This window comes from Sporosarcina limicola (assembly GCF_014873855.1).
Classification (GTDB): domain Bacteria; phylum Bacillota; class Bacilli; order Bacillales_A; family Planococcaceae; genus Sporosarcina; species Sporosarcina limicola.
In genome coordinates this window covers 113368-131377 of the sequence record NZ_JADBEL010000002.1, presented here as the reverse complement: position 1 = coordinate 131377, position 18010 = coordinate 113368, and the positions used below count along the sequence as shown (strand labels likewise).

General features: G+C 41.8%; 17 protein-coding genes. All 17 read left to right on the top strand.

Annotation, left to right across the window (positions count from 1 at the left end; genetic code table 11):
- Positions 1-97 precede the first annotated feature (97 nt).
- Positions 98-1258, top strand: a complete 1161-nt coding sequence (sucC, locus tag H4683_RS02740) for an ADP-forming succinate--CoA ligase subunit beta (RefSeq protein ID WP_192597298.1) — start codon at positions 98-100, stop codon at positions 1256-1258.
- Positions 1259-1276: 18 nt separating this feature from the next.
- Positions 1277-2179 carry a succinate--CoA ligase subunit alpha gene (sucD, locus tag H4683_RS02735; RefSeq protein ID WP_192597297.1) on the top strand — a complete coding sequence of 301 codons (903 nt, stop codon included), beginning with the start codon at positions 1277-1279 and terminating at the stop codon, positions 2177-2179.
- Between the two features lie 64 nt (positions 2180-2243).
- Positions 2244-3131: a DNA-processing protein DprA gene (gene dprA / locus H4683_RS02730; RefSeq protein WP_420826533.1), complete on the top strand. Its 888-nt coding sequence runs from the start codon at positions 2244-2246 to the stop codon at positions 3129-3131.
- A gap of 169 nt (positions 3132-3300) precedes the next feature.
- The gene (topA, locus tag H4683_RS02725; protein WP_192597296.1) at positions 3301-5373 is read left to right on the top strand and encodes a type I DNA topoisomerase; all 2073 of its coding nucleotides are present in this window, start codon (positions 3301-3303) and stop codon (positions 5371-5373) included.
- 26 nt (positions 5374-5399) lie between these two features.
- The gene (trmFO, locus tag H4683_RS02720) at positions 5400-6710 is read left to right on the top strand and encodes an FADH(2)-oxidizing methylenetetrahydrofolate--tRNA-(uracil(54)-C(5))-methyltransferase TrmFO (protein WP_192597295.1); all 1311 of its coding nucleotides are present in this window, start codon (positions 5400-5402) and stop codon (positions 6708-6710) included.
- A gap of 468 nt (positions 6711-7178) precedes the next feature.
- Entirely contained in the window at positions 7179-8078 is a 900-nt protein-coding gene (xerC, locus tag H4683_RS02715) for a tyrosine recombinase XerC (RefSeq protein WP_192597294.1), read from the top strand.
- Positions 8079-8090: 12 nt separating this feature from the next.
- On the top strand, positions 8091-8633 hold the full coding sequence (hslV, locus tag H4683_RS02710; RefSeq protein WP_192597293.1) for an ATP-dependent protease subunit HslV: 543 nt from the start codon (positions 8091-8093) through the stop codon (positions 8631-8633).
- Positions 8630-10030, top strand: a complete 1401-nt coding sequence (gene hslU / locus H4683_RS02705) for an ATP-dependent protease ATPase subunit HslU (protein ID WP_192597292.1) — start codon at positions 8630-8632, stop codon at positions 10028-10030. Before hslV ends, hslU begins: the two co-directional genes overlap by 4 nt.
- Before the next feature lie 87 nt (positions 10031-10117).
- Positions 10118-10894: a GTP-sensing pleiotropic transcriptional regulator CodY gene (gene codY, locus H4683_RS02700; protein ID WP_192597291.1), complete on the top strand. Its 777-nt coding sequence runs from the start codon at positions 10118-10120 to the stop codon at positions 10892-10894.
- A gap of 689 nt (positions 10895-11583) precedes the next feature.
- Positions 11584-11976, top strand: coding sequence for a flagellar basal body rod protein FlgB (gene flgB, locus H4683_RS02695; RefSeq protein ID WP_192597290.1), 393 nt, complete (start codon positions 11584-11586; stop codon positions 11974-11976).
- A 2-nt stretch (positions 11977-11978) separates the two neighbouring features.
- Positions 11979-12440, top strand: coding sequence for a flagellar basal body rod protein FlgC (gene flgC, locus H4683_RS02690; RefSeq protein ID WP_192597289.1), 462 nt, complete (start codon positions 11979-11981; stop codon positions 12438-12440).
- A gap of 24 nt (positions 12441-12464) precedes the next feature.
- Positions 12465-12773 (top strand): flagellar hook-basal body complex protein FliE, encoded by a 309-nt coding sequence (gene fliE, locus H4683_RS02685; RefSeq protein WP_192597288.1) that lies wholly within the window; start codon positions 12465-12467, stop codon positions 12771-12773.
- A 64-nt stretch (positions 12774-12837) separates the two neighbouring features.
- A complete protein-coding gene (gene fliF, locus H4683_RS02680; RefSeq protein ID WP_192597287.1) occupies positions 12838-14436 on the top strand; it encodes a flagellar basal-body MS-ring/collar protein FliF in 1599 nt (532 codons plus the stop codon).
- A gap of 14 nt (positions 14437-14450) precedes the next feature.
- Positions 14451-15464, top strand: coding sequence for a flagellar motor switch protein FliG (gene fliG / locus H4683_RS02675; RefSeq protein WP_192597286.1), 1014 nt, complete (start codon positions 14451-14453; stop codon positions 15462-15464).
- On the top strand, positions 15448-16227 hold the full coding sequence (gene fliH / locus H4683_RS02670) for a flagellar assembly protein FliH (RefSeq protein ID WP_192597285.1): 780 nt from the start codon (positions 15448-15450) through the stop codon (positions 16225-16227). Before fliG ends, fliH begins: the two co-directional genes overlap by 17 nt.
- Before the next feature lie 2 nt (positions 16228-16229).
- Entirely contained in the window at positions 16230-17561 is a 1332-nt protein-coding gene (fliI, locus tag H4683_RS02665; protein ID WP_192597284.1) for a flagellar protein export ATPase FliI, read from the top strand.
- Entirely contained in the window at positions 17558-18010 is a 453-nt protein-coding gene (fliJ, locus tag H4683_RS02660) for a flagellar export protein FliJ (protein ID WP_192597283.1), read from the top strand. The genes fliI and fliJ overlap by 4 nt, the downstream gene beginning before the upstream one ends.

The following is an 18010-nucleotide window of genomic DNA, read 5'->3' as shown; positions in this document are numbered from 1 at the left end:
CTACATTCAGCATACAATTGTGGACATTGTTTGACATGTTTACTACAATAGATAAGGCAGTAAATTATGAGATGTAAGTTCGAATGGAGGATGTAAGATGAATATCCATGAATATCAAGGCAAACAGCTACTTAGGGAATATGGTGTAGCTGTGTCGAACGGCCTCGTCGCTTTTTCTCCGGAAGAAGCGGTTAAAGCGGCTAAGGAGCTTGGAACAGACGTCATCGTTGTTAAAGCACAAATCCACGCGGGTGGCCGTGGTAAAGCGGGCGGCGTCAAGATTGCTAAAAATCTTGATGAAGTGCGTGCATATGCAAAAGAATTGATTGGTAAAACACTTGTCACACATCAAACAGGTCCTGAAGGTAAAGAAATCAAACGTCTTCTTATCGAAGAAGGTTCTGACATTAAGAAAGAATATTACCTAGGACTTGTCCTTGACAGTGCAACAGACCGTGTAACACTTATGGGTTCTGAAGAAGGCGGAATGGACATCGAGGAAGTTGCGGAAGCGACACCTGAAAAGATATTCAAAGAAGTCATTGACCCAGTTGCCGGTTTGACTGGTTTCCAAGCACGCCGAATGGCTTTCAAAATGAATATTCCTGCACATCTTGTAAACAAAGCAGCGAAATTTATGCTTGGACTGTATCAAGTATTCGTAGAAAAAGATGCATCGATTGTTGAAATTAATCCACTTGTTGTAACGGCAGGGGACGACGTACTTGCACTAGATGCGAAATTCAACTTTGACGACAGTGCGCTTTACCGTCACAAAGACATCATGGCACTTCGTGATTACGATGAAGAAGATGCAAAAGAAATTGAAGCTTCGAAGTATGACTTAAGCTACATTTCCCTTGACGGAAATATTGGTTGCATGGTTAACGGTGCAGGTCTTGCGATGGCTACGATGGATACAATCAACTACTACGGCGGATCACCTGCCAACTTCCTTGATGTTGGAGGTAGTGCAACAGCTGAGAAAGTTACAGAAGCGTTCAAAATCATCCTTTCAGATAAAAACGTCAAAGGGATTTTCGTCAACATTTTTGGTGGTATCATGAAATGTGACGTCATCGCACAGGGCGTAATCGTCGCTTCAAAAGAAGTCGGCCTTCAAGTACCACTTGTCGTACGTTTAGAAGGTACAAATGTAGACAAAGGTAAAGCTCTATTGAATGAATCAGGATTGAACATCATCGCTGCCGATACAATGGCAGACGGTGCACAAAAGATTGTTGAACTCGTAGGCTAAGAAAGGCAGGGACAAACCATGAGTATTTTCATTAACAAAGACACAAAAGTTATCGTACAAGGAATTACGGGTGCTACTGCACTTTTCCATACAAAGCAAATGCTTGAGTACGGAACAAAAATCGTTGGTGGAGTTACGCCGGGTAAAGGCGGAACTGAAGCTGAGGGTGTTCCTGTATTTAATACAGTTGAAGAAGCTGTAAAAGTAACAGGTGCAAACGTTTCGGTTATTTATGTACCTGCAGCATTCGCTGCGGATGCAATCATGGAAGCGGTTGACGCAGATCTTGATATGGCCATCTGTATTACAGAACATATCCCTGTCCTTGACATGGTAAAAGTGAAGCGTTATATGGAAGGCAAGAAAACACGTCTTGTCGGCCCGAACTGTCCTGGTGTTATCACTGCGGATGAATGTAAAATCGGCATCATGCCTGGCTACATTCATACAAAAGGCCATGTTGGCGTTGTTTCACGTTCAGGTACCCTTACGTATGAAGCTACACACCAATTGAGCCAAGCTGGAATCGGTCAGACGACAGCTGTTGGTATCGGTGGGGATCCGGTTAACGGAACAAACTTCATCGATGTACTGAAAGAATTCAATAATGACCCTGAAACATATGCAGTTGTCATGATTGGTGAAATCGGCGGAACAGCTGAAGAAGAAGCTGCAACGTGGATCAAAGAAAACATGACTAAACCTGTAGTTGGCTTCATCGGTGGCCAAACGGCTCCTGAAGGCAAGCGTATGGGGCATGCTGGTGCAATTATCTCTGGTGGTAAAGGAACAGCGGCAGAGAAAATTAAAGCCCTTAACGCGGCGGGTGTTGAAGTTGCGGCTACGCCATCGGTCATCGGAGAAACGCTAATTAAAGTAATTAAAGAAAAAGGTCTGTACGAAAAGTGTAAAACACACTAATATGGAGGATGTAGCGTGTCATTTGACGCGTTGCATCTTTTTTTTATCAAAAAGGAGGACTTCGATGGAAATGACAGATGCAGAAAAACGGTTGTTAGCGCTTCATTATGTATTTCCGGTACCGTGGAACAGATTGAAAAGGCTTTACGAGACAGACCCCAATCTCGAAAAGCTATTCACGTACCGAGCAACTGAATTCGCCGAAATACTGAAAATCACAGTACAAAAGGCGAATCGACTTAAGGAAAATTTGATCCGTAACTCCACCACCCCATACGAAGAATTATATGAACGGCATGCAATCACCCCAATCCCGTTCACAAACCCCCTTTATCCTGAACATTTACGAAATCTTATTGATCCGCCAGCCGTCCTGTATACGAAAGGCGATTTCACGTACCTCAACAATGAGTTTAAAATAGCGATTATTGGTTCCCGAAAAGCGACAATTTATTCAAAGCAGGCCATGTCACTTATCGTTCCTCCGCTAGTGGAAAATGGTGCTATCATCGTATCTGGACTTGCGAAAGGCGCTGACACGATGGCACATGAAGCTACACTTGAAATTGGAGGAAAAACAATCGCCGTCCTTGGGCATGGGTTATTTCATCTTTATCCGAAAGAAAATCAGCAGCTGGCAGATGAAATTGCAAAAAATCACTTACTTCTTACCGAGTATCCGCCATATGTAAAGCCCGAACGTTGGACTTTTCCAATGCGCAACCGTATCATTAGCGGTTTGTCCAATGCGGTTGTTGTCACTGAATCGGCAGACAAAAGCGGAACAATGAGTACAGTTGAACATGCACTCGATCACGGAAAAGATATCTTTGCTGTTCCTGGCCCAATCACTTCGACTCTGTCAGCAGGACCGAACAAGCTAATAGAAGAAGGTGCAAAGCCGGTTTGGAACGGTTTTCAAATCGTTGGATTACTTGTTTCTGATAGATAAGTATGAACTAGTCTTGTTGAAATATTTGCAAAAAAATCAAATCTGTTATACATTTTGCAACAGATATTCTTTTGAGTCCTTGTTCGGAGAGATGGTTGCGTTTCTACCCTTTGAACAACCTCTTTTGACGAATAAATATATGGAACCTCTTTAAGGAGGAAAACACTTAATGGCAGATTACTTAGTAATTGTAGAATCTCCTGCAAAGGCAAAAACGATCGAGCGTTATCTCGGGAAAAAATATAAAGTGCGGGCATCACTTGGTCACTTACGCGATCTTCCACGTAGTCAGATGGGCGTAGATACCGAAAATAATTATGAACCGAAATACATTACGATTCGCGGCAAAGGTCCAATTCTTCAAGACTTGAAGAAAGAAGCAAAAAAAGCAAAAAAAATCTTTCTCGCGGCTGACCCTGACAGAGAAGGGGAAGCGATTGCATGGCATCTTGCGCACCAGTTGGGTGTGGATATCGAATCGGATTGCCGTGTAGTCTTCAATGAAATCACGAAGGATGCTATTAAGGAATCCTTTAAAAATCCAAGGCCAATAAATATGGACTTGGTCGATGCGCAACAGGCGCGTCGAATACTTGACCGGCTTGTGGGCTATAACATCAGTCCGATTCTTTGGAAAAAAGTGAAGAAGGGCCTTTCCGCAGGACGCGTCCAATCCGTGGCATTGCGTCTGATTATTGACCGAGAAGTTGAAATCAATTCATTCGTCCCTGAAGAGTACTGGAGCATAGTGGGCCAATTTAAAAAAGGTCAACAAACCTTCGAAGCAGCATTTTATGGAGACGCAAAGAAAAAAGTGAAACTGACGGATAAAAAACAGGTGGATGGAATTCTCAGCCAACTGGACGGAGACGAATTCGAAATTGCAAGCGTTGTGAAAAAAGAGCGTAAAAGAAATCCGGCACTGCCGTTTACAACGTCTTCACTACAACAGGAAGCGGCCCGAAAGTTGAACTTCAGGGCGAGAAAGACTATGATGCTCGCGCAACAGCTCTATGAAGGGATCAACCTCGGAAAAGAAGGTAGTGTCGGTCTCATCACTTATATGAGAACGGACTCAACAAGAATTTCCGATACTGCTAAAACGGAAGCGCATTCGTTTATCGAATCGATGTATGGCAAGGAATACGTTGCCACTTCGAAAGCCGTAAAGAAAGAAACGACCAAAACACAGGACGCGCATGAAGCGGTACGACCAACATCTGTTATGCGTCCGCCATCCGTTATGAAAACGGTATTATCGCGTGACCAACTGCGTCTGTACAAGCTCATTTGGGAACGGTTTGTAGCCAGTCAGATGGCTCCAGCGGTACTTGATACGGTAACGGTCGATCTAGTGAATGGGGATGTCCGGTTCAGGGCGACAGGTTCGCAAGTGAAATTCCAAGGATTTATGAAAGTGTATGTTGAAGGCGATGACGATAAAGAAGAAGAAAAAGATCGCATCCTTCCTCCGCTCGAAGAAGGGGAACGTGTGAATTATAGCGATATCGATCCGAAACAGCATTTTACGCAACCACCGCCAAGGTATTCGGAAGCGAGATTGGTGAAAACGCTCGAGGAACTTGGAATCGGTCGACCTTCAACATATGCGCCAACATTGGATACAATCCAAAAGCGTGGCTATGTGACACTTGATGCGAAAAGATTTATTCCAACAGAGCTTGGAGGAATTGTCCACCAAGCAGTGAATGAATATTTTCAAGATATCATTGATGTTGAATTCACTGCACATATGGAACGGGGACTTGATAATGTCGAAGAAGGCAATGTGAAGTGGGTAACAATCATCGACGAATTCTATCGGGATTTTGAGAAACATGTACAGATCGCGGATGCTGAAATGGAAAAAATCGAAATAAAAGATGAACCTGCCGGTGAAGATTGTGAAAAATGCGGATCTCCTATGGTATTCAAGTTGGGTAGATATGGAAAATTCATGGCTTGCTCAAATTTCCCTGAGTGTCGCAATACAAAAGCAATCATCAAGCCAATCGGCGTTACATGTCCGAAGTGTAAAGAAGGACAGGTCGTTGAACGGAAGAGTAAAACGAAACGCATCTTCTATGGCTGTGATCAATACCCGGAATGCGATTATGTTTCTTGGGATAAACCAATCTCCAGGCCATGTCCGAAGTGTGATAAGTCATTAGTAGAAAAGAAATTGAAAAAAGGTGTACAAGTCAATTGTACGGAATGTGACTATAAAGAGGATACACAATAATATACTTCAAAGAAAAGGGTGACAGAATGACATCCATCGTAAATGTCATAGGTGCAGGGCTCGCGGGAAGCGAGGCTGCGTGGCAGATAGCTAACCGTGGGGTGAATGTCCGGCTTTATGAAATGAGGCCTGTAAAACAGACGCCAGCCCATCATACAGACAAGTTTGCAGAGCTCGTCTGTAGTAACTCATTACGTGCGAACAACTTAACCAACGCAGTCGGAGTGATAAAGGAAGAGATGAGGAGACTGGGTTCCCTCATTATTGGCGCAGCAGACGCTTGTGCGGTTCCTGCTGGTGGCGCTTTGGCGGTAGACCGTCATGAGTTCGCCGATAAGGTGACGGATATGATTCGCAATCATCCACTTATTGAAATCGTCAACGAGGAGGTGACGGAACTTCCGGAGGGCATCATGATCATCGCGACAGGTCCGTTAACATCACCGGCACTGGCGGAGCAGATTCGTAAACTGACTGGCGAAGACTATTTATACTTTTATGATGCTGCGGCGCCAATCATTGAAAAAGATTCAATTGATATGGATAAAGTGTATTTGAAATCCCGCTACAACAAAGGGGAGGCAGCTTATTTAAACTGCCCGATGAATGCCGAAGAGTTTAAGCGTTTTTACGAAGCACTTATCGCGGCGGAAGTCGCGCCGCTAAAAGAATTTGAAAAAGAGATTTATTTTGAGGGTTGCATGCCAGTTGAAGTAATCGCGCAACGTGGTGAAAAAACACTCTTGTTTGGTGCATTGAAACCGGTCGGGTTGGAAGATCCTAGAACTGGTAAACGTCCTAGAGCAGTCGTTCAACTCCGCCAGGACGATGCGGCTGGAACATTGTATAATCTAGTCGGTTTCCAGACACATATGAAGTGGGGAGCGCAAAAGGAAGTCATTAGTCTAATTCCTGGTCTTGAAAACGTCGAAATTGTTCGATACGGTGTGATGCACCGAAATACGTTCATTAATTCGCCGCGTGTCCTTGATGCGACCTACCAGTTGAAAGCAAACCGTAACATTTTTTTCGCAGGACAGATGACCGGCGTTGAGGGTTACGTCGAATCGGCGGGCAGTGGACTCATAGCAGGAGTAAATGCTGCCAATCTTGCACTTGGCAAAGAGCCTTTCCTTTTTCCGAATGAAACGGCACTTGGAAGCATGGCAAGGTATATTACAGAAGCTAATCCTGCGAACTTCCAACCGATGAACATCAATTTCGGTCTGTTCCCAGATCTTGGGGAACGCGTGAAGTCAAAGCTTGAGCGTTCGGAAAAACATGCAGAACGTGCATTGAAAGCAATCGAAAAGTTTCTACCAATCGTTTCGTATTGAAAAATAGTGAACGAATGGAAGGGGAGTTTGGAAGTAATATTCCGGGCTTCTTTTTATCTGCATTCGGCATTCATCTCCAACTTCCATATAGTGGTGAGATGAATGCAAAGTGGGTAGACAATTCAGTGCGGATTCAAACCCCTGTTGAATACTGCAGAACGCTGGCTAACTCTCTTACTTGAATCAGGGTACAAATACGCCGAGACATATTTGATTGTATGTACAAAATGTGACGAAATAATGAATTGATGGTTAGAAGTCTGACTTCTATGCATTGATAAGTTGCAGGATGATCATCGTGTACTGTATAGTGAATCGTGGATGACTTTTGAATTTCCAAATTAGTCGCCATTTTACGGTTATTGTAAATTGAAATTCCTGATTGGTATTCGTATAATGTGAAATACTATTCAAAGGACTTGTAATTTTGCTATAATTTAGATGCTTTTCAATTTGGGGGTGAAATGAATGTTAATCCAACCATCAGTTATACGTGATGAGTACATATCGTATGTACGCTTGGAGAAAAATTATTCATCTAACACCGTTGCGGAATATGAAAAAGATGTAGATGCATTTTTGGTATTTTTAGAAGTAGAGGGAATAACGGATTTGAATGAGGTTACCTATCCTGAAGCGAGGCTTTATGTGACTGGGTTGTATGATAGAGGCTTTTCTAGAGCGTCGATTTCAAGAAAGATCTCATCCGTCCGTTCTTTTTTTAAATACGCTCATTCTAGACATGCTATTAACGATATGGCATTTCGTTCGCTTCACCATCCTAAGAAGAAAGAAAGGCTTCCGGCTTTTTTTTATGAAGAGGAATTAGGGTTGTTATTTTCAGCTTGCGAAGGGGAAGATAAGAAGTCGTTACGTGACTTTGCACTCCTTGAGCTATTGTATGCAACCGGCATGCGCGTAAGTGAACTAACGGCCATTCGTATTCAGGATATCGATGATCACCTTGGCATTCTACTGGTCATGGGGAAAGGGCGCAAGGAGCGTTACATCCCATTCGGAAGTTTTGCACAAACGGCACTCGATAACTACCGAGAGAAAAGCCGTCCGTTATTGATGAAACAGAAGGAGCATGACTGGCTGTTTGTTAACTTACGTGGGGACGTACTAACCGATCGGGGTGTGCGACATATTTTGAATAGGATGATGGAGCGTGCTTCCCTTCATTCGAAAATCTACCCACATATGATTCGCCACTCTTTTGCAACACATCTGCTGGCGGGTGGTGCAGACATGCGATCTGTTCAAGAATTACTCGGACATAGTCACTTATCTTCTACACAAATCTATACACATATAACGAAAGAGCATCTACGGAAAACGTATATGAATACGCATCCGCGAGCATAGGAGGATGATTCGATGGAATTCCATGCAACGACAATCTTCGCGATTCGTCATAACGGCTCATGTGCAATGTCAGGTGACGGACAAGTGACCGTTGGAAATGCAGTTGTCATGAAACGTACCGCAAAAAAAGTCCGAAGATTATTCGGTGGCAAAGTATTGGCAGGTTTTGCGGGATCTGTCGCGGACGCATTTACGTTATTTGACCTATTTGAAGCAAAATTGACGGAGTATAACGGAAATCTTCAACGTGCTTCCGTAGAACTTGCGAAAGAATGGCGTGGGGATCGTATCCTAAGGAAACTTGAGGCGATGCTACTCGTCATGGATCGTGAACGATTATTACTTGTTTCCGGTACGGGTGAAGTGATTGAACCAGATGATGGTGTTCTCGCAATCGGTTCCGGTGGCAATTACGCGCTTGCCGCCGGTCGCGCTTTGAAAAAATATAGCGGACATTCACTGACCGCAACCGAAATTGCCCGAGCAGCACTGGAAACGGCATCGGAAATATGTGTCTACACGAACGATCAGATTATTGTGGAGGTACTCGAATGATAACCAGACAAGAACTGACACCCAAGGAATTGACAGCCCATCTTGATCGGTATATTGTCGGTCAGGACAATGCAAAGCGAGCAGTGGCCATCGCAATCCGTAACAGGTACAGAAGGAGTCTTCTTCCGGATGAGGAGAAAAGTGAAATCATTCCTAAAAATATTCTAATGATGGGTCCGACTGGTGTTGGGAAAACTGAAATCGCCAGAAGAATCGCTAAACTCGTCAATGCTCCGTTCATAAAAGTGGAAGCAACGAAATTTACAGAAGTCGGCTATGTGGGTCGTGATGTCGAGTCAATGATAAGGGACTTGACCGAAACCGGCATTCGGATTGTGCGGGAAGAGCAACGGGAAGCAGTGAAAGGTCAAGCTGCTGTACTTGCTGAAGAACGACTGGTCGAATTACTTGTGCCTGAAAAACAGAAAAAGGGTGGGCTTCAAAATCCATTCGAGATGCTGTTCGGTCAAAAGACAGAGCAGGAAGAGCCTAATTATGCGGAAGTTGCCGAAGTGAAGCTGAAACGATCTGAGATTGCATCAAGTCTTAGGGCGGGACTACTTGAAGAAGAAATGATTACAGTTGAAATTGCTGCTCAACAACCATCTATTTATGATGCTCTGCAGGGTTCAGGGATTGAGCAAATGGGTGCGAATATGCAAGATGCACTGTCCTCCCTCTTGCCAAAGAAGACGATGAAACGTAAATTGAAAGTGAAGGATGCCCGCAAAGTACTTGAAGCAGAAGAAGCGGACAAACTGATTGATCATGACGAAATTGCAAGGCGAGCAATCGAGTTGACAGAGCAGTCGGGTATTATTTTTCTTGATGAGATGGACAAGATTGCAAGCCGAAATGGCGGAGGCTCTTCGGCAGATGTATCGCGTGAAGGTGTGCAAAGGGATATTTTACCAATCGTTGAAGGTTCAACTGTGTCGACCAAATATGGTGCTGTCAAAACGGATTTCATATTGTTTATCGCCGCAGGAGCTTTTCACACAGCAAAACCTTCTGATATCATTCCTGAACTACAAGGGCGTTTCCCGATTCGTGTGGAACTTGAGAAGCTTTCAAAGGATGATTTTGTTCGCATATTGAAAGAGCCGGACTTTTCCCTTATCCGTCAATATGAAAAATTGCTGGCAACTGAAAATATCGTGTTGGATTTCACGGATGAAGCCATCTATAGAATTGGGGAAATTGCTTTTGAAGTGAACGACAACACTGAAAATATTGGTGCGAGACGACTTCATACAATTTTGGAGAAATTACTCGAGGAACTATCGTACGAAGCGGCCGAAATTGGCCCTGCTACAATTAAAATAACACCTGAGTATGTGGATGAAAAACTGAAAGATATCGCAAAAAACAAAGATTTGTCACATTTTATATTATAATCGAATCGTTTTACTTTATTTAATGATTAAAAACCTTTAGAATATTCATTAAACACCCAGCAATTAATTTGAGGAGGAAAAAAACAAATGAATTTATTATCAAGAACACGTGAAATTAATGCAATGCTTCAAGAATCGGCCGGTAAACCTGTTAACTTTAAGGAAATGGCGGAAAAGCTTAGCTCAGTCATAGATTGCAACGCTTTCATCGTCAGCCGGAAAGGGAAATTGCTAGGGCTTGAAATTCATCATCAAATAGAGAATGATCGTATGAAGCAAATGTTTGTAGACCGTAAGTTCCCGGAAGACTACACAAACAGGTTGTTCGAAGTTAGAGAAACATCTTCTAATTTAGATGTGTATAGTCCTCATACAGTTTTCCCTAATGAAAACCGTGAGTTGTTCAAAGAGGGTTTGACGACGATTGTTCCGATTATTGGTGGTGGCGAACGATTAGGTACATTAATCCTGGCGAGACTTGCAAAAGATTTTCAAGACGACGATTTAATACTTGCGGAGTATGGTGCTACAGTTGTTGGAATGGAAATTTTACGTGAAAAATCCGAAAAAATTGAGACTGAGGCACGCAGTAAAGCAGTTGTTCAAATGGCGATTAATTCATTATCATATAGTGAACATGAGGCAATTGAACATATCTTTAAGGAACTTGATGGCAACGAAGGTCTTCTTGTTGCATCTAAAATCGCGGACCGTGTAGGCATCACACGCTCGGTTATCGTGAATGCGCTCCGTAAACTTGAAAGTGCTGGTGTTATTGAATCTCGTTCATTAGGGATGAAAGGCACGTATATCAAAGTACTTAACAGTAAATTCCTTGAGGAATTAGAAAAACAAAAATCTTAATAACAAGCTTACTTGGCACATCTACTGAATTCAGTAGATGTGTTTTTTTTTTTTTGTGTGTGTGTGTGTGTCTGTGTCTGTTAATGGAGGTAATCTATAGGAAGATAGTTCTCAACTATAAGGGAAGAAGTAACAGTAAGCTCAATTTCCAGCACTTTTTGATGAAATTATAACAAAAATCACTTTTTTATATTTTGAAGGAGTATGACGGCAAGGGAAAAGAAACGATTTTAGTTGAAACTCCAGAAGGTGTTTTCTGAAAATAGACAAGGCTTCTATGTACATATTCTGAAATAGAGTGGGTAAGAAAAGGATGGCTAAGATATACTGGCCACTTTTGTCGACCTGTAATGGGCCTTAAATTTTGGCTTATTAACCTTTACAATCCGTAATAGGTATTTAGTTATAAGTGGATGCACTAAATTTACAATAATATTTTATTATAGTATAAAAGATGATTTAATTACAGTTTAAAAAATACAAATAATACATTCTAGTGAGTAAATACCTAACATATAATGGATTCTTTGTGCTCGTTTATGAAAAAGGGATAATAAGGACCACAATTTTTTGTCGAAATTTGGTAGACAAAATTCAGCAAAGTTCGATACAATATGAGTATATACGAGAGAGGTAGTTTACTAGTTTTGCCTTCTCGATTCAACATTAGAAGATATGAGGTGACACCAATGAATATTTTCGGAACAACAATTTCACATCTTGAACGTGGATTAGATTTTTCCGCTATGAAAGGAAAAACAATATCGCAAAATATCGCAAATAACGAGACGCCGAACTATAAAGCGAAAAATGTTAGTTTCAAAGAAGTCTTTGCCAATGTTAAAGGAAATTCATTGGAAGCATATAGAACAGATGAGCGTCATGTTGCTTTCAAAACGAACAGTAAGCACATGGGTGTTTTCGATTATTCGAATCTCCGCTATCGACATAATGGAAATGGTGTCGACATGGATAAGGAACAAGCTGATCTTGCAGCAAACCAGATTTATTATAATGCAGTTGTAGATCGACTTAACGGAAAATTTAATACGTTACAAAATGTCATCAAAGGAGGTCGTTAAGAATGACAATGTTTCACAGCTTGAATACCTCTGCCTCTGCACTGACGGCGCAACGGATGCGGATGGATGTCATTTCGTCCAATATGGCAAACATAGAAACGACACGAGGAAAAATGGTCGATGGGGAATGGCAGCCGTATCGTAGGAAGTCTGTTACGTTCCAACCACGAGAAGGTCAATTTTCATCGATGCTCAACGTCGCGAAGGGCAAACAGATAAAAGGGTCTGCTGGATATGGGGTAAAGGTTTCAAACATAAAAGAAGATACTGAAACACCCTTTAAATTAGCTTTTAATCCCTCTCATCCCGATGCGGATGAGGATGGGTATGTTGAAATGCCGAATGTCGATCCTTTACGAGAAATGATTGACTTGATGTCTGCTACTCGTTCGTATGAAGCGAACGTTACCGTTTTGAATGCCAATAAATCTATGCTTATGAAAGCACTTGAAATAGGAAAATGATAGTACTGAAAGGATGTTAAACGAATGGCTATTCAATCAATTTTTAATGTTGCTCCTTCTGCTGGAATAATCAAGACGGGTGCACAGGAAAAACTTACACCCTATGAGGCCCAACAAAGTTTTGGGAGTTTCTTAAAAGATGCAATACAGGACGTTAATAATAAACAAAATGTATCGGATGGATTGACACAAAAACTGGTCCTTGGTGGAGACGTCGAACTGCATGAGGTTATGATTGCGGCCCAAAAAGCCACAATTGCCTTAAATGCAACGATGGAAGTACGAAATAAAGTAGTAGAAGCGTATCAAGAAATCATCCGGATGCCGGTTTGATTATAAACAATTTGTATAAGTTAGTCCATAATAATGAATTACGTTACCTGACCGGGGGATTATGATGAATGAAAGATTGGCGAAGAGCAGAACGGATATACGGGAGTTCTGGTCAAGCCGTACAAAAAAACAAAAAATTAATTATATTGGATTTGGTATCGCTATAATTATACTAGCTACGATTCTGACTTTCTTTTTATCGAAAACAAATTACGTTCCATTATACTCAGATGCATCGCGAGGGGAAATCGGACGTATCAAAGAACAGTTAGATAGCAAAGGCGTACAAAGTAAGGTCACATCGGGAGGGACTTCGATTTTAGTACCTCGCGAACAGGTTGACGAACTGCTTGTGACACTAGCTGCGGAAGGATTTCCAGACTCAGGAGCTCCTGATTATTCGTACTTCGCGAAAAATGCTGGTTTCGGGACGACAGACAACGAATTCAATATGATTAAGCTCGCAGCTATGCAAACAGAACTTGCAAACTTGATTAAAGAAATCGAAGGTGTGAAAGACGCGAAAGTGATGATTACCCTGCCGACTGAAAGTGTATTTGTTAGTGAAACTACGCAGGGAGCAAGCGCCTCAATCATGTTGAAGACAGATCCGGGTCATAAATTCAATGAACCACAGATTAATGCACTTTATAATCTCGTATCTAAAAGTTTGCCGAATCTGTCAACTGATGACATTGTGATTATGAACCAATATTTTGAGTACTTCGAGTTGAATAGCAATGGTAATTCATACGGTACAAGTATAGCAGATCAAATGACGGTTAAAAAGACGATTGAACGCGACTTGCAACGCCAAGTGCAAATGATGCTTGGGACAATGATGGGGCATGATAAGGTCCTAGTTTCGGTAACTACGGATATCGATTTCAAAATTGAAAACAGGGAGGAGACGCTTGTCACTCCTGTTGATGAGGAAAGTATGAAAGGAATTGCATTAAGCGTTCAGCGTATTACGGAATCATTTGCAGGGAACAATCCAGTCGCTGGAGGAAAGCCCGAAGCAGAAGATCCGACAGATAATCGAACAAGTTACGTTGAAGGGAATTTTTCGAACGGCGATTATGAAAGAATTGAAGAATCGGTGAACAATGAAGTAAACCGAATCAGGAAAGAAATTGTTGAAAGTCCTTATAAAATCCGAGATATCGGAATTCAAGTCATGCTCGATGAACCTACTAATGCAAAAGAAGAAGATAAAATAGAGCAGGAGTTAAGGAATGATGTCGAGCGTATACTTGAGACAATCATTCGTACGTCAATTGATAAAGAAGCGGCGGGCATATTAACGGAAGAAGACTTGAAAGAGAAAATTGTCGTTTCCGTTCAACCGTTCAATAGCAAGACAATTGACGATGATAAGGAAAAAGAACCTGTGATTCCATTGTGGATATATATTGCAGGAGGAATACTTCTCTTGATTATCGTACTATTGATTTTCTTATTCATTCGCAGTAGACGAAAAGACAGCAATCTAGAAGAAGAGTTCGTTATTGAAGAACAGTCTGTATCTTATAAGGTGGATGATATTAATAACGAAATTGAAACAGAGGGTACTGTACGTAGAAAGCAGCTTGAAAAGATGGCGAAAGAGAAGCCGGATGAATTTGCGAAACTATTGCGTACGTGGATAGCCGAAGAATGACGGAGGTATGAACAGTGGTTAGGAAAGAAAAAGGGCTGACAGGGAAGCAAAAAGCAGCACTCCTGCTCATATCTCTTGGTCCGGAAGTATCGGCAGCAGTTTATAAACATTTGAATGAAGAAGAAATAGAACGCCTAACACTAGAAATTTCGAGTGTTAAAAAAGTGGAAGCTTCGGTTAAGGATGAAATTATTGAGGAGTTCCATAATATAGCCCTTGCCCAAGATTATATTTCCCAAGGAGGGATTGGTTATGCCAAAACAATCCTAGAGAAGGCACTTGGAAAGGAACATGCTCAAGCGATTCTTAATCGCTTGACATCTTCCTTGCAGGTGAGGCCGTTTGATTTTGCTAGACGTGCAGATCCAGCCCAAATTATGAATTTTATCCAAAATGAGCATCCTCAAACAATCGCGCTTATTCTATCATATCTAGAAGCAGAACAAGCAGGGGTGATCTTGTCATCATTGCCTCAAGAGATGCAGGCCGATATTGCGAAAAGAATTGCATTGATGGATTCTACATCTCCGGAAGTATTGAGTGAAATTGAAGCGGTTTTAGAAAGAAAACTATCTTCGACTGTTACACAGGATTTCACAGAAACAGGCGGTGTAGATGCGGTTGTCGAAGTGCTCAATGGTGTGGATAGAACGACCGAAAAAACGATTCTTGATGCGCTTGAAATCCAGGATCCAGAATTAGCTGAGGAAATAAGGAAGCGGATGTTTGTTTTCGAGGATATCGTTACATTGGATAACCGTTCGATTCAACGGATTGTCCGTGATTGTGAAAATGATGATCTAATTCTTTCTTTGAAGGTTTCAAGTGAAGAAGTGAAGGAAATATTGTTTAAAAATATGTCCCAACGGATGTCAGAATCCTTTCAAGAGGAAATGGAAATCATGGGGCCTGTTCGATTGCGTGATGTTGAAGAAGCTCAAACTCGAATCGTAAGCATCATAAGACGACTAGAGGATTCTGGTGAAATCATCATTGCACGTGGTGGAGGAGATGACATTATTGTCTAATATATTTCGTTCCCACGACACGATTTTTGAAGAAAGAAAAACAAGAAAAATCAGCATAAGAAGTCTTTCTGTTTCCCAAGATATGAAACATCCAGAGAAGCTCTCTTTGGATGTCCTCCTTGCGGAACGAGATCGACTGTATAAAGAGGCGAATGGAACGATTGAGCAGGAAAAAGTAAATATCGAACAGTTACGACAGACTGCAATGGATGATATTTCGTCTATGCAGGCCACTTGGGAAAATGAAAAAATGGTACTACAGCAACAAGCGTATGACGAAGGATTTCAAGTGGGTTATGAAGAGGGACGAAACAAGGCGTTATCTGACATGGAAATTTCAATACAACAAGCGAATGATGCAACGGAACAGTCCCATATCAATGCGGATAAATACCTTGTAAGTCAGGAACGAGTCATTTTGGAATTAGCTATGCTTACTGCAAAGCGAATTATCGGTCATTCCCTTAAAGAAGATGAAGAAGTTTATTTATCAATTGTCAGAAGAGCATTGAAAGAAGCGCGTGAAATGAAGGAAATTAGGCTATATGTTTCATCAACCTATTTTAAACTTGTTTCTGATAATCGTGCTGAACTTACATCAATTTTTCCACCGGACGTGCCATTCCTTATTTTCGCAAATGATGATTTCGAATCTACTCAATGTTATATCGAAACGAATCATGGTCGAATTGTTGTCAGTATCGATGACCAATTAAACGAATTAAGGGAAAGGCTCGTTGAAATTATGGAAAGTGGTGATTGACGATGAAGAAAGCTGAGGAGCTAACTGAACTCATTCCGAAAATGAAAACATTCAAAAAGTTTGGACGGGTTGTCCGTGTTGTTGGGTTAATGATTGAGTCACAAGGACCCGAAAGTTCCATTGGTGATGTCTGTCATATCCATTTGAATGCAGCAAGTAAGAATGATTCAATCATCATGGCGGAAGTCGTCGGTTTCAGAGAAGAAATCGTCATTCTCATGCCTTATACGAATATCCGTGACATTTCAAGTGGATGTCTTGTTGAAGGTCTTGGAAAGCCACTTGAAGTTAAAGTAGGTATGAACTTAATAGGAAAAGTGCTTGATTCAATGGGAAATCCCATTGATAATAGCCAACTTCCTAAAGGGTTGACTTCGGTCCGAACTGAGCAGGATCCACCGAATGCACTTACCCGACCACCGATAGAAGAAAAACTAGCGGTAGGAGTCAAAGCGATAGACGGCATGCTCACAGTTGGAAAAGGTCAACGTGTTGGTATTTTTTCGGGGTCAGGAGTAGGGAAAAGTACATTGCTAGGCATGATTGCACGAAATACAACTGCTGATTTGAATATCATCGCACTTATCGGAGAACGTGGCCGAGAAGTAAGGGAATTCATTGAACGAGATCTTGGGCCTGAGGGATTAAGTAAAACGATTGTCGTCGCGGCAACGTCAGACCAACCAGCGCTAATGCGTATTAAAGGGGCATTTACGGCGACTGCCATCGCCGAGTACTTTCGTGATAAAGGTATGAATGTCATGCTCATGATGGACTCTGTTACTCGAGTCGCGATGGCGCAACGGGAAATAGGACTAGCTGTTGGCGAACCGCCAGCCACCCGGGGATATACCCCATCCGTTTTTTCAATTTTACCCAAACTACTTGAACGCACGGGCACGAATAAGCACGGTTCGATTACAGCATTTTACACGGTTCTCGTCGATGGGGATGATATGAATGAACCAATCGCTGATGCGGTCCGAGGGATTTTGGATGGCCACATCGTCCTTGACCGAACACTTGCGAATAGAGGACACTATCCAGCCATTAACGTCTTGAAAAGTGTTAGTCGGCTCATGAACCATATTGCAGACCCACAGCACGTAAAGGCGGCAGATAGACTTCGGGATCTTTATTACACATATAACAAGTCCGAAGATCTTATCAACATTGGTGCTTATAAACAGGGGACTTCACAAGAAATCGATCAAGCAATTGAGTATGAACCGCTCATCACGAATTATTTGAAACAAGGTTTTAAAGAAAATATCCCGATAGAGGACAGTATTGCCGAACTCGTCGCACTAGGTGTAGGGGGCGGTATGAAATGAAGACTTACCATTATCGATTTGAACAAGTATTAATGTTTCGTGAACAGGAAAAAACTGAAACTCAAGTAGAACACAAAAAAGCAGTCCGTGAATTCGAAAACATTGCAACAAAATTATATGAATTACTAAAAAAGAAGGAAGAAATATCCTTAGAACAGCAGCAAAAGATGGCAATCGGATTTTCGGTCAATGAAATCCACCATTATGCCCGGTTCGTTGACAGTTTAGAAAAGAAGGTTGCAGAAGTGCAACAACAAGTGTTGCAAGCCCGTTCTAAAATGACTTGGTATGGGGAGAAACTTTTAGAAAAAACACTTGAAGTCCGGAAGTTTGAAAAAATGAAAGAAAATGATCGTGAACATCATCGTACTGAAATGGAACAGCTAGAAGCGACTTGGCTGGATGAATTGGCGACTTTGAAGTTCCGCGGAAGAGAAAACGGGTGGTAA